8 protein-coding genes, 2 tRNA genes and 1 rRNA gene are annotated in these 12,256 nt (G+C 56.2%); 4 read left to right on the top strand and 7 right to left on the bottom strand.

The features are described 5' to 3' along the window. Positions 1-11 precede the first annotated feature (11 nt). From MCG44_RS12650 to MCG44_RS12625, 6 genes are all read right to left on the bottom strand, one after another. On the bottom strand, positions 12-1,313 hold the full coding sequence (locus MCG44_RS12650; RefSeq protein ID WP_240288563.1) for an XAC2610-related protein: 1,302 nt from the start codon (positions 1,311-1,313) through the stop codon (positions 12-14). An 80-nt stretch (positions 1,314-1,393) separates the two neighbouring features. Further along, on the bottom strand, positions 1,394-3,316 hold the full coding sequence (locus MCG44_RS12645) for an XAC2610-related protein (protein WP_240288561.1): 1,923 nt from the start codon (positions 3,314-3,316) through the stop codon (positions 1,394-1,396). Continuing rightward, positions 3,313-4,221 carry a M56 family metallopeptidase gene (locus MCG44_RS12640; protein ID WP_186853119.1) on the bottom strand — a complete coding sequence of 303 codons (909 nt, stop codon included), beginning with the start codon at positions 4,219-4,221 and terminating at the stop codon, positions 3,313-3,315. Before MCG44_RS12640 ends, MCG44_RS12645 begins: the two co-directional genes overlap by 4 nt. After that, the gene (locus MCG44_RS12635; RefSeq protein ID WP_147573375.1) at positions 4,214-4,588 is read right to left on the bottom strand and encodes a BlaI/MecI/CopY family transcriptional regulator; all 375 of its coding nucleotides are present in this window, start codon (positions 4,586-4,588) and stop codon (positions 4,214-4,216) included. The genes MCG44_RS12640 and MCG44_RS12635 overlap by 8 nt, the downstream gene beginning before the upstream one ends. A gap of 157 nt (positions 4,589-4,745) precedes the next feature. Then, positions 4,746-5,408 carry an HD domain-containing protein gene (locus MCG44_RS12630; RefSeq protein ID WP_240288559.1) on the bottom strand — a complete coding sequence of 221 codons (663 nt, stop codon included), beginning with the start codon at positions 5,406-5,408 and terminating at the stop codon, positions 4,746-4,748. Between the two features lie 442 nt (positions 5,409-5,850). After that, complete coding sequence (locus MCG44_RS12625) at positions 5,851-7,527, bottom strand: dihydroxy-acid dehydratase (protein WP_147573377.1); 1,677 nt, start codon at positions 7,525-7,527, stop codon at positions 5,851-5,853. A gap of 180 nt (positions 7,528-7,707) precedes the next feature. On the opposite strand from MCG44_RS12625, the gene MCG44_RS12620 reads away from it, so the two are divergent. Continuing rightward, complete coding sequence (locus MCG44_RS12620; protein ID WP_240288557.1) at positions 7,708-8,673, top strand: LysR family transcriptional regulator; 966 nt, start codon at positions 7,708-7,710, stop codon at positions 8,671-8,673. Between the two features lie 64 nt (positions 8,674-8,737). Here the strand turns inward: MCG44_RS12620 and metA are convergent, their stop codons facing one another. After that, positions 8,738-9,661 (bottom strand): homoserine O-acetyltransferase MetA, encoded by a 924-nt coding sequence (metA, locus tag MCG44_RS12615; RefSeq protein ID WP_240288555.1) that lies wholly within the window; start codon positions 9,659-9,661, stop codon positions 8,738-8,740. A gap of 726 nt (positions 9,662-10,387) precedes the next feature. Here metA and MCG44_RS12610 point away from each other — a divergent pair. The 3 genes from MCG44_RS12610 (at position 10,388) to MCG44_RS12600 (ending at position 12,219) form a co-directional block, all read left to right on the top strand. Further along, positions 10,388-11,918 (top strand): 16S ribosomal RNA (locus tag MCG44_RS12610). A 123-nt stretch (positions 11,919-12,041) separates the two neighbouring features. Beyond that, positions 12,042-12,118 (top strand) — tRNA-Ile (locus tag MCG44_RS12605). 25 nt (positions 12,119-12,143) lie between these two features. Beyond that, positions 12,144-12,219 (top strand) — tRNA-Ala (locus MCG44_RS12600). The last annotated feature ends 37 nt before the right edge of the window (positions 12,220-12,256 follow it).

Below are 12,256 nucleotides of genomic sequence, written 5' to 3'. Positions count from 1 at the left end.
AGGGGCGGCAGTCACATCTCATACGGCCCCTGCCAGCAGATCTGGCCCCGGGCATTGAAGGAATAGGTGTGGGGGCCCTCCTCCCAGCGGGTTTCGATCAGCAGATGCCGCTCCGCATCGATAGTCAGATCCCCTTGGAGGGCGAAGGAATACCGGAACTGTCCGGCCGCCGGATCCCACAGGTACCAGAGGTGGACATCGTTGTGGGTGGTGTCCCAGGGAAGGCCCAGGTCTGTGAAGCCGTCAAAATTCACATCCCGGAGATCCAGGGCGTGAAGCTGGCGCTCTGCACTGAAGCCCAGCGCCGGGGCGTTGGCCGCCGGAGGGGTGACCTGGGCGGCGGTATCGGAGTCGAAGGCACGGGGCTGGGGCAGTGCGTGCGGGGGTGTGATGGTTTGGAGCAGGCGGGTCCCCTCCAAAACCCGGATCTCACTGTAATAAAGCGTCTGCCGGGCTGTGTCACTGTTTTCCCAGCGGCCCTCCAACTCTATGGTCACTTCCCCGCCGTCCGGCAGGGGAAGCGTTTCCCGGTCGGTGAAGAAGTCGTCGGCCTTTGATACAAACTGACCATCTTCCCAGGTCAGCGTGATATAACAGGGGTCATGCCACTTGTCGATCAGTACGGGGACCCGCAGGGCCTGGAGCGCGCTGTCCTCCCGCTCTGCCCACTTCGCACCGTAAAGGACGGCCTCATCGGGCAAAAGGTCACACTCCGGGTCATCCCACAGTCCGATATGGCCCCGCTCCGCCAGAGCGCCGTCCTCCATTTCCAGAATGAAGTAGCGGGCGGCCCCATAATTAGAGGTGCGGTCTGCCATTTCGATGACCAGGGATTGCACGTCAGGTGAGGTGAGGTGCAGGGGGACAATGTTGGGGAAGCAGGGGAAGGGGTGCTCCCAGACAGCGGTCTGCCCGCCGCCCAGAGTGACCTCCACTGTGGTCAGCCCCTCCCGGTCAGAAGCGTCCACCCGGCAGGAGGTGACGGTGACCCGGTCGTCTTCCGTCCCACTATCATCCAGAGTCAGACCGTCCAAAGAGACTGTCTCCAGATCGTAAGGGAGGGAGGAATCCGCGGGTCTGCTGACGGGGGCGGGGTCCGGATCTCCGGAGAGGCCGCCGGGGGCGGGCCTTTCCTCCTGGGCCTGGCAGGACACCAGCCCGCCGCAGGAGAGGATGACAAGGCCGGTGAGGATCATGGCCCACAGGGGCGGGCGCTGTTTTTTCCACTGGAAGATGCTGCGGATGCGAAGCTCCGTTTCTGTGGCCGACCCGGACAGGCGGGTGGCGAAGGGGGAGGAGGGGATTTTGTTCATGGGACACCTCCGGTTGAGAATGGAGAGTTGGGATGGGAGTTAGGAATTAGGGGGGCGAAGGCACAGGGCGGCCCTTCCTCCTATTGTCCAAACAGGTCGGCGATGGTTTCCGGGAGAAGGTTGTACCAGACCGCGTCAGGCTTGGCGTCCTGGGCCGCTTCGGCGGCTTCATACTCTGCCTGGGTGACCTCTTGGCCGCTGAGATAGAATTCCCCTGAACCGTCTGCCACAATTAATTCACTGAGATAGAGCTGCTCCCGCCGGTCAGGGCCATCGCCGCTGGAGGTGTATTGGTCCCGGTGGGTGCCGTTGTGAAAGGCACCGTCAGACCAGCCGGAGGTGCCGTCCGCCTTCAGCCCCTGCATCCCCCGGCCCACCTCATTGTAGCCGTAGATCTGCCCATCCTGCCAGCGCAGGACCAGAATGGGCTCGGAGTGGATGTGCTGGTTGGTGAGAATGATGACCTCCGGCGTCCCATCATCGTCCAGATCGGCCACGGCAAATTGCTCCGCATAGGCGTTCACCGCAGGGTCATTCCAAATCAGCTCGTTGATTTGAGAGAGGTAATACTCTCTGCCGTCTTCTGATACAGAACGGAAAGGAGCGTCTCCGGCCATCACTTGCCGGAATGCCTCTGCTGCCTCGGCGGGGCCGGGATAAGGCTCAGGGGAGAGGGAGTCAGAGGGCTGTCCGTAAAGCTCGGTTTCCTGCCGCACCAACACAAGCCGTCCCTCCCGGTCAAAGGAATAATAGCGGCGCTGGACGGTTTGGCTGTCATGCTCATGCTCCACCAGTAGCTCCTCCTCCTTCAACAGCTCCGGCGGGCTGAACATGAGGAAAGAGAAAATGTACTCCTCCGCCGCGGGGTCAAAAAGAAAATAGGCGTAGGTCACATTATGGGGAGAGGCCTCCACCGCCGGAATGGCAAAGTCGGTGTAGCCGTCGAAGTTGAAATCTCCAAATTCCTGGCCGCCAAAAGCGGACTCCTCCCGGAAAAACAGACCCTCATAGAGATACTGAGGTTCCTCCGCCAGACTGAAGGCGGGGTAGATATCAACGGAATGTGTGTCCCACCGGTAGGCCTGAATGGGTTGGTCGCTGGCCATCAGAGCGGGGACGTCAATGGATTGAAGCAGCTTTCCGTCCTCGTAGACCAGAATCTCCTTGAGAGGGGAGAAAAAAACGTCCCTCTTGGCTCTGTCGGAACGAAGTTCCAGAGTCAGATCCCGCTGGCTTGTGAGGGGAACGGAGTAGGCGGCGGTATGGGCGGAGATGCCTGCTTTGCCAATGGACTCAAAATGGGAATAGACCCACTGCTCCGGCATGGGACTGCCAGACTGGATGCTGTCGGGATAGCCCCACTCCGGGTTGAGGGAGTACAGCTCCAGGCCGCCCTCCACGGGAACGGCCTTCTGGTCGGAGAGACCGTCGTCACTGTAGTAGTCCCACTGGGCCGCCTCCTCCAAACTGGAGCCGTCAAAGCGGTAGTGGGCCACGGTGCTGGCTCCCTCAATGCCGGTCCAGGTGGAGGTGTTGGTGCACAAAATGTTGAGGATGCCCTCCGCATCGGTCCAGGAGGAGAACAGGCCGTCATCCCCAGCCACCTGTCGGACAGGGCCCCGCCAGTCTTGCTCCCTCCCGTCCCACAGGCCCAGCATCAGATTGCCCAGCCCTGCGGGGTGAGAGCCGCCGTCTACGAGAGCCAGGGCCAGGGTGCAGCCCTCCCCTTCCTGGGACAGGAGGAGCTTAGAGGACATACGGCCACCATCATAGGGATAATTTTCGTGCGCCTCCAGAAGAAGCTGGGCCAGGTCAGGCTCCTCCGTCCGGCAGGACACCAGGTTGCCGCACAGGAGGGCGGCGGCCAGCAGGAGGATCAGCAGAGGCAGAGGCGGGCGTCTGCGCTTCCACTGGAAGATGCTGCGGATGCGAAGCTCCGTTTCCCTGGCCGAGCCGGACAGGGCGGTGGTAAAAGGGGAAATGGGGAGGGACGTTCTGTTCATGGCGCTTCCTTTCTCAGACGGGACACAGCGGACAGGATGGTTTGCCCGTAGGCGGCGTGTTCCTCCGGCGAGAGTGTGTTAAGCGCCGCCTCGTCACAGGCCAGCTCCGTGTCCCGCTCTACCAGACGGACCATATACCAGGCCAAGGGATTGAACCAGTGAAGGGCATTGACCCACAGGGCCAGGGCCTTCAGCCAGATGTCCCGGCGGCGGAAGTGGGTCAGCTCATGGAGGAGGGAGTAGTGCAGAGCATCTCCCGACAGCTTATCCTGGGGCAGCAGGAGAACGGGCCTCAGCAAACCGGCCAGCATGGGCACCTTCAGCCCCTGACACGCCAGCAGCCGAGGGCGACGGCCCAGGCCCAAGCTGTCCCCTAACTGGTTGAAAATACGCACAGTGTCGCTGTCCACGACAGGAGAGGACCAGCGTCGGAGGTAGCGCAGGAAGCGCAGGTGGGCCAGCCCGGCCCATAGCACAACCACAGTTACTCCTACCAGCCACAATGCCCCAGCCAGTTGGGAGAGGGACAGGGAGAAAGGCTCATCCCAGGATGGGTCCGGCTGACCGCCGGAGTAGGAAGAAGAAACCGTGCTCCCCTGACTGCCGGCCTTGCCGGGCGCCTCCCCGCTCTGACCTTCAGGGGGAGATTGTTCTCCGCCGCCAGGGCGCGATTGGTAGATGATGGAATCAGAAAAAGTGGGGAGCTGGATAGGGGCGGCTTCACGCTGCCCTTGGGGCAGCAGGGGGAAGGGAACCGCCAGCCGCAGACAAAGGAGCAGCCAGGCCCAGCACCGCCACCGGGCCCCATAGAGGGAGCGGGTGGAGCGGGATGCTAGGGACAGCAGGAGAATAGCCGCTGATCCGCCTAGAGTCAGCGCCCCTAAAGTGAGAAGAAAGTCATCCATGATCCCGCCCTCCGCTCAACTCGTTCAGCAGGGCTTGAAGCTCATCCAGATCCCGGCGGTCCAAGCCTTCCCGCGCCAGAGCGGCCACAAAGTTTCGGGGAGAACCGTACAGTCGAGACACCACTGCCCGGCTGTCAAAGGCCTGGTAGTCATCCCGAAGGATGAGAGGGGTGTACAGGTTGCCCCTGCCCTCCCTTCGAACGGACACAAACCCTTTCGCCACTAGCCGGGTGAGGTAGGTGTTGATGGTGTTGGGAGACCAGCCGAAAGGGGCCAGGATTTGGTCCAGCTGGGCGCGCGGAGTGCCTGGCCCAGAGGTCCACAGGGCCTTCATTACCTCCAGTTCGGTGTCAGGAAGTCGTTTCATGTCAGATAGCTCCTTATTACGTCAAATGTAGTCCTTAAAAACATACTACACTTGAAGTAATAGAAAATCAAGTTACAGTGTGGTTACAGTGGGCAACAGAATGGATGGGGAAAAAGAAAAAGCGGCCGCCTCATAAGCGGCCGCAGGGAAAAACGAATTACAGCAAAATCTGCCCATTGATTTCCAGATGGAACTGAAGGTGAAAGAACTCCGCCGCTTTACGGCACAGCACCATACGCTGAAGGAAGATCTCAAAGTAGTCCATGACAGCACAGACCTGGGTGTTAATGGTCAGGGAGAGGGTAACGGTTCCGGACACGGTGTCCAGCAGCACCTCGGACCGCTCCACAGCGTAGTTGACCCGGTCGTGGATGTCGAAGTTAATGACATCGTTGTTGCGCACCCGGCTGCGGCGCACATCGGTCTTGTCCGCCAGGATCAGGGCGGCAGCCACCGCGTTTACGGGAAAAGCGGTGGAGTCGTCGTGGTGGCCGATGGCGGTGATGACAGTGGCCACCTCCGCCGGTTCCATCCCCATTTTGTCCAGAATGCGGAAGGCCATGGTGGCTCCACTGATGGCGTGGTCATGGCGGTTGACCACATTACCGATGTCATGCATAAAGGCGGCGATCCGAGCCAGCTCCACCTCTCGGGCGGGATAGCCCAGCTCGTTCAGAATCCTGGCGGCTACGTTGGCACACCGGCCCACATGGGCAAAGGAATGTTCAGTAAAGCCGAGAGCGATCAGGGAAGCGTCCGCCTGGGTAATATAAGTGCGGATTTCCACGGAGTTTTGAATATCCTGAAAGGTGACAGACATAAGTAAAGCCTCCTTCATGCCGGCCGGTTGGGGGACGTTCTCATCCAAATGGTGTGGGTGACCCGCCGCCGGTAACTGTTACGCAGGGGGAACGGAGATGCCGCTTCCCCGTTGAAAGGGAAACACTGCGCTCCGGGGTGGAAATGTCCCTGTTTATACTATAATAATTATGGGCAGTTTTCAATAGTTGAAATGGGATAAAACTGGACAGGCGAAAAAGAGCGGACCAGAATCTAAAGACCCTGGTCCGGCAGTAGGGAAGGATGGGAGCGCTACAGGACCACAGAGATGTTGGAGAAGCATGAGGCATACTGGTCTCGGTCTGAGCTGTATGTTTAAGGAAAATCAAAAGAAAAAACAGGGGTCCATAGGTTTCAACCTATGGACCCCTGTTCTAGTAAAATATATATCAAAGAATATAACAAAATAGAATGTAGGGAAATTATTGCTCGTCTCCGTATAACCAGACGCAACCTTTGTCAACCCCCTCCACGGCGGAACGGTAGGCGGCCAACGCGCCCTTAACAGGGCGGTCGGGACGGCGAATCTTAGCTAGACGGGAGACAATCTCCTCCTCGCTTACTTCCAGATGGATGGTGTGGTTGTCAATATCGATCTCGATCATATCCCCGTCTTGGACCGCGGCGATGGGACCGCCATCCCAGGCTTCGGGGGAGACATGGCCAATACAGGGCCCCCGTGTCGCGCCGGAATAGCGTCCGTCGGTGACCATGGCACAGCTGGTGTGCAGCCCCATGCCCACCAGCATAGCGGCGGGGATGGACATTTCCCTCATGCCTGGGCCTCCCTTGGGCCCTTCATAGCGGATGACCAGGACGCTGCCGGGCTTGACGGCCCTATCTGCCATAAACTTGCGCAGGTCGTCCTCAGAGTCGAAGCACACAGCCGGCCCCCGGTGGTGGAACATCTCAGGGACCACGCCGCTCTTTTTCACGATGCAGCCGTTGGGGGCCAAATTGCCGTATAGCACGGCAAAGCTGCCGTCAGGATACAGGGGGTCCTCGACAGAGTGAATGATCTCGGCGTTTACTTTCCGTTTGAAGGCGGACAAAAATTCGCCCAGAGTACCGCCCATAGCCAAACGGGCATCCAGGTCCAAATACTGCTGGATCGCCTTGAGGGTGGCTCCCACGCCTCCGGCCTTGTAATAGTCATAGATATTATATTGGGAGGAGGGTTTGAACTTGGCAATACAGGGGACATGCTGCTGGATCTGGTCGAAATCTCCCATATCGAGCTTAATACCCATCACACGGGCCAGCGCGCATATGTGGAGCTGGGCGTTGGTAGATCCGCCGGTAGCCGCTACATGACGGAGGCCGTTTATCAGGCTGCTTTCCGTGACGATATCGCTGAACCTGACGTTCTCCTTCACAAGCTGAACGATGCGTTCACCCACATCCCGGGCCTGACGGTTTTTAGCCGCAGAGCAGAACAGCATGGTGGTGCTGTCGATGGGGCACAGGCCGATGACTTCGGCAAAAACGCCCATGGTATTGGCGGTCCCGTACATACTGCAGGTACCGCAGGAAAAGCAGATGTTTTCACGATAACGAGTGTAGGTTTCCTCACTGATCTTGTCGATATTCCGGGCGCCGATAGACTCCTTCAAATCAGGGGTCACATAGGTGCCCTCCTCCGCCTCATAGGGCACCATGCTGCCGGCAGTGAGAAAAAGGCAGGGTTTATTGAGCGCGGCGGCAGCCATAAGCATACCGGGGACGATCTTGTCACAGCTGCATAGGAAGACAAGGCCGTCAAAGCCGTGGGCGTTGGCCATGGATTCAATGCTGGCCGCGATCAAATCACGCTGGGGCAGGATATAATGCATCCCTGTGCCCTGGGCCATGCCGTCGCAGGGGGCGGGGACATTAAACTCCCCCGGTACGCCGCCAGCGGACCAGATACCTTCCTTTACGAACTTGACCAGTTCGCCAAAGCTTCGGTGACCGGGATTGACATCCGTGTAAGAATTTGCGATGCCGATGATAGGTTTGCGTAAATCCTTGATGCGGTATCCGCAGGAATTCATCAGGCCGGTGAAATAGCCCTCCTGGATATTATCAGGGTCATGGACCCCCTTCCAGTTTTCTGCCATCTAGGTCTTGCCTCCCCTAATTGAAATGATAATATAGTGGTTGCTGTGGTATGTGTCCGCTCTGATACAATATAGTATAGAGAAAAACTGATTCTATGTAAAACAGTTGTACTCTGTAAATCAACAAGTAAATACTTGTTATTAAATGCCGTGTATGTTACCATGAAAGGGGGGAGACAGATGACAAATAGTGAGAAACTCTTTCTGATCTTGGCGGAGGAGCTCAATTTCCGTCGGGCAGCGGCCCGTGCTTTCCTCAGCCAACAGGGGCTCAGTGACCATATCCGGCGGCTGGAGGAGTGCTATGGAACCCCGCTCTTCTACCGGCGTCCACGGGTGTCCCTTACTCCGGCGGGGGAAGCGGTACAGCGCACGCTGCAGCGGGTAAAAAATTTGGAGTCCGGGTTGGAAGCGGAATTGGCCGAACTGGAGGAGGGGGCTGCTGGCACCCTGAGATTAGGTACAAACTATGCAAGAGCCCGCCTGATCATTCCTCTGTTCTTTGTGCAGTATCATGCTCGATATCCGAAGGTGCGGCTCGAGCTGGTCCCGGGAGAGACCTCCGCAATGGAAAGGATGCTGGAGAACGGTGAGCTGGATGGATTTTTGGGTGTCAATACAGCTCTGCGTCCTGGAATGAAGTCGGTCCCTCTGGCTCGGGAGAGCATCTATTTGATTGCCTCCGTCTCCTATCTCAAAAAATACCTCGGACTGGAGAAAGAGGCAATAGCCGGCCTAAGGAGCGGCATTGACTTGAAACACTTTCAAGGCCTGCCCTTTGCTATGAATTATGGAAAAAGTACAGCCTTCCAGTTGATTGACCAGCACCTGGTCACAAATGGGGTGACGATAGACAATCTGTTGTCAGTCAGTGATTACAACGTATTAGAGGAGGCGTGTCGCACTGGATATGTGGCGTCCTTCTGTCCTCAAATATTTCTGCCTACCATTATAAAGGGGAACCGAAGCTGCCCAGAGGAAAGATTTCTCTGCATCCTACCAGTACGGGGCTTGGAACGATCCCTGCGCTTTGATTTGGTGTATCAGGATATGGTGTACTACCCCAAATTTGCGGTAGACTGTTTTGCGCTTCTGAAGGAGATTGTGGGCAGCTACTTGGAGCAGACAGAGGTGCTGGAGCAGTAGACCTGAGATTTGAGATAACAAAAAGCTGGTCCCCGAAACTTCCATTCGGGGACCAGCTTTATTATCATTGCAGTTGGCCTTGATACAGGTCATAGGGAGTAGTCTGATATACATAATAATTGAGCCAGTTGGTGTAAAAGAGCTGTGCGGCGGAACGCCAGCGGACAACGGGTGACTGTCGGGGGTCATCGCCGGGAAAATAATGCTTGGGAACATCAATATCAAGACCTTTGTTGATATCCCGAAAGTACTCGTTGGCCAACGTGTCCGGATCATATTCCGGGTGGCCGGTGATAAAGAAGCGGCGGTTGTTCTCGCTTTTGACAGCAAAAACTCCGGCCTCATCCGATACGGCCAGCAGTTCTAGTTCCGGGCGGGCCAGGATATCATCCAGATGGTTTTCCGTATGCCGGGAATGGGGGACATAGAAGATATCATCAAATCCCCGGAACAGGGGGGATTGTTTTTTTATAATAGTATGTGGGAAGACACCGAACAGTTTTTTGGGCAGAGAGTATTTGGGAATGCCGTAGTGGTAGTAGAGGCCGGCTTGAGCCCCCCAGCACACATGGAGAGTGGAATGGACATGAGTCTTGGTCCACTCCATAATGTCGCACAGCTCCGGCCAATAGTCCACATCCGCGAAATCCAGATTTTCTACCGGCGCGCCGGTGATGATCATACCGTCATACCGTTTATCCTTGATTTGGTCAAAGGTAGTATAAAAGGAAGCGAGATGGCTGGCATCCGTATTTTGGGAAACGTGGCTAGCCATTTGAAGGAGCTCCACCTGAATTTGCAGAGGCGTATTGGACAGCTTGCGAAGCAGCTGCGTTTCAGTGACGATTTTGGTCGGCATTAGATTCAGGATAAGGAGATTCAGCGGACGCATATCCTGATGGATGGCCCGATATTCCGTCATGACAAAGATATTTTCCCCCTCCAGCGTGGCTCGGGCGGGCAGAGAGTCGGGAATCTTGATGGGCATTTGGATCACTTCCCTATATGATAAGAGGCGTGTGGCCTCTTGGCCGTCAGTGGTGCGTATTTGCTCGGCCATGGATGAAATAAGGTTACCACAAACAAGGAATTTCCGCAAGGTGGAAATCTGGTGTATATTTGTTCTTGACAGATGGACAGGTAGAAGGGCGGTCCAGATATAGTGGTAGGAGGGAGTGAAGGAGGGGAAGATATAGTGTAGGTAAGGAGGGGATAAAAAAAGGGGAAAAAAGTGGGAAAAAAGTGTTGACAAGGGAGGAAGTGTTTGCTAATATAAGCAAGCGCTCTGCGGCAGGGGCAAGCCCTGCGGGGGAGCGGAGGGAGCCACACGAGGCGGTCCAGGGGACAGACGAAAAAAGTTTGAAACTGGCGAAAAAAAGTGCTTGACAAAGGCAATGAAGTGTGGTAACCTAATCAAGCTGTCCGCGAGGGCAGCAGCAAGCCACTAAGGGAGCGGCGAATGAGGGAACAAAAGAGTTTGAAAAAGCTCGAAAAAAGTTCTTGACAAAGCGAACTGAATGTGGTAAGATAAAAACCCGCCGCACGGAGCGGCGTGTACCTTGTAAATTAAACAACGTGACAAACGAAAAGCACCAGATATGGATTTGGTTGTTCGAAGACAAGCGAAGCTTGAAACGGATGACCGTAAATTTCTTTGAAGCTTGGAAAAGTTTCGATAATATGATTTGAGGGACTTCGGTTCTTTAAATACCATTTTATTGAGAGTTTGATCCTGGCTCAGGATGAACGCTGGCGGCGTGCTTAACACATGCAAGTCGAACGGAGTGCTCATGACAGAGGATTCGTCCAATGGAGTGAGTTACTTAGTGGCGGACGGGTGAGTAACGCGTGAGTAACCTGCCTTGGAGTGGGGAATAACAGGTGGAAACATCTGCTAATACCGCATGATGCAGTTGGGTCGCATGGCTCTGACTGCCAAAGATTTATCGCTCTGAGATGGACTCGCGTCTGATTAGCTGGTTGGCGGGGTAACGGCCCACCAAGGCGACGATCAGTAGCCGGACTGAGAGGTTGGCCGGCCACATTGGGACTGAGACACGGCCCAGACTCCTACGGGAGGCAGCAGTGGGGAATATTGGGCAATGGGCGCAAGCCTGACCCAGCAACGCCGCGTGAAGGAAGAAGGCTTTCGGGTTGTAAACTTCTTTTCTCAGGGACGAAGCAAGTGACGGTACCTGAGGAATAAGCCACGGCTAACTACGTGCCAGCAGCCGCGGTAATACGTAGGTGGCGAGCGTTATCCGGATTTACTGGGTGTAAAGGGCGTGTAGGCGGGACTGCAAGTCAGATGTGAAAACCATGGGCTCAACCTGTGGCCTGCATTTGAAACTGTAGTTCTTGAGTACTGGAGAGGCAGACGGAATTCCTAGTGTAGCGGTGAAATGCGTAGATATTAGGAGGAACACCAGTGGCGAAGGCGGTCTGCTGGACAGCAACTGACGCTGAGGCGCGAAAGCGTGGGGAGCAAACAGGATTAGATACCCTGGTAGTCCACGCTGTAAACGATGGATACTAGGTGTGGGGGGTCTGACCCCCTCCGTGCCGCAGTTAACACAATAAGTATCCCACCTGGGGAGTACGATCGCAAGGTTGAAACTCAAAGGAATTGACGGGGGCCCGCACAAGCGGTGGAGTATGTGGTTTAATTCGAAGCAACGCGAAGAACCTTACCAGGGCTTGACATCCCGGTGACCGGTGTAGAGATACACCTTCTTCTTCGGAAGCACCGGTGACAGGTGGTGCATGGTTGTCGTCAGCTCGTGTCGTGAGATGTTGGGTTAAGTCCCGCAACGAGCGCAACCCTTATTGTTAGTTGCTACGCAAGAGCACTCTAGCGAGACTGCCGTTGACAAAACGGAGGAAGGTGGGGACGACGTCAAATCATCATGCCCCTTATGTCCTGGGCCACACACGTACTACAATGGTGGTCAACAGAGGGAAGCAAGACCGCGAGGTGGAGCAAACCCCTAAAAGCCATCCCAGTTCGGATTGCAGGCTGCAACTCGCCTGTATGAAGTTGGAATCGCTAGTAATCGCGGATCAGCATGCCGCGGTGAATACGTTCCCGGGCCTTGTACACACCGCCCGTCACACCATGAGAGTCGGGAACACCCGAAGTCCGTAGCCTAACCGCAAGGGGGGCGCGGCCGAAGGTGGGTTCGATAATTGGGGTGAAGTCGTAACAAGGTAGCCGTATCGGAAGGTGCGGCTGGATCACCTCCTTTCTAAGGAGAGTTCAAAAGCCGATAGGTTTTTGTAACGTCCTAAGGTCAGACGTCTGTGCAAAGTAGGGGTCACGTTGTTTAATTTAGAGGGCGCACGCCGTAAGGGGAGCGGTGGGGGCTCACGGGCCCATAGCTCAGCTGGCTAGAGCGCACGACTGATAATCGTGAGGTCGGTGGTTCGAGTCCACTTGGGCCCACCACCAAAAGCTGAGGGCACCCGGATAAGGGGGTTTAGCTCAGTTGGTAGAGCACCTGCTTTGCAAGCAGGGGGTCACCGGTTCGAGTCCGATAACCTCCACCACAAGATCAAATCGAAGTGTTTACCCAAGAGGGTGAGC

It is taken from the genome of Lawsonibacter sp. OA9 (assembly GCF_022440585.1).
Note: the sequence above shows the minus strand (reverse complement) of the source record. Positions and strands in the feature narration are given on the sequence as shown.

Excerpts from the sequence above, each read along its gene's own strand:
- MCG44_RS12650 (WP_240288563.1), bottom strand. The coding sequence starts at position 1,313 with ATGAACAAAATCCCCTCCTCCCCCTTCGCCACCCGCCTGTCCGGGTCG.
- MCG44_RS12645 (WP_240288561.1), bottom strand. The coding sequence starts at position 3,316 with ATGAACAGAACGTCCCTCCCCATTTCCCCTTTTACCACCGCCCTGTCC.
- MCG44_RS12640 (WP_186853119.1), bottom strand. The coding sequence starts at position 4,221 with ATGGATGACTTTCTTCTCACTTTAGGGGCGCTGACTCTAGGCGGATCA.
- MCG44_RS12635 (WP_147573375.1), bottom strand. The coding sequence starts at position 4,588 with ATGAAACGACTTCCTGACACCGAACTGGAGGTAATGAAGGCCCTGTGG.
- MCG44_RS12630 (WP_240288559.1), bottom strand. The coding sequence starts at position 5,408 with ATGTCTGTCACCTTTCAGGATATTCAAAACTCCGTGGAAATCCGCACT.
- MCG44_RS12625 (WP_147573377.1), bottom strand. The coding sequence starts at position 7,527 with ATGGCAGAAAACTGGAAGGGGGTCCATGACCCTGATAATATCCAGGAG.
- MCG44_RS12620 (WP_240288557.1), top strand. The coding sequence starts at position 7,708 with ATGACAAATAGTGAGAAACTCTTTCTGATCTTGGCGGAGGAGCTCAAT.
- metA (WP_240288555.1), bottom strand. The coding sequence starts at position 9,661 with ATGCCCATCAAGATTCCCGACTCTCTGCCCGCCCGAGCCACGCTGGAG.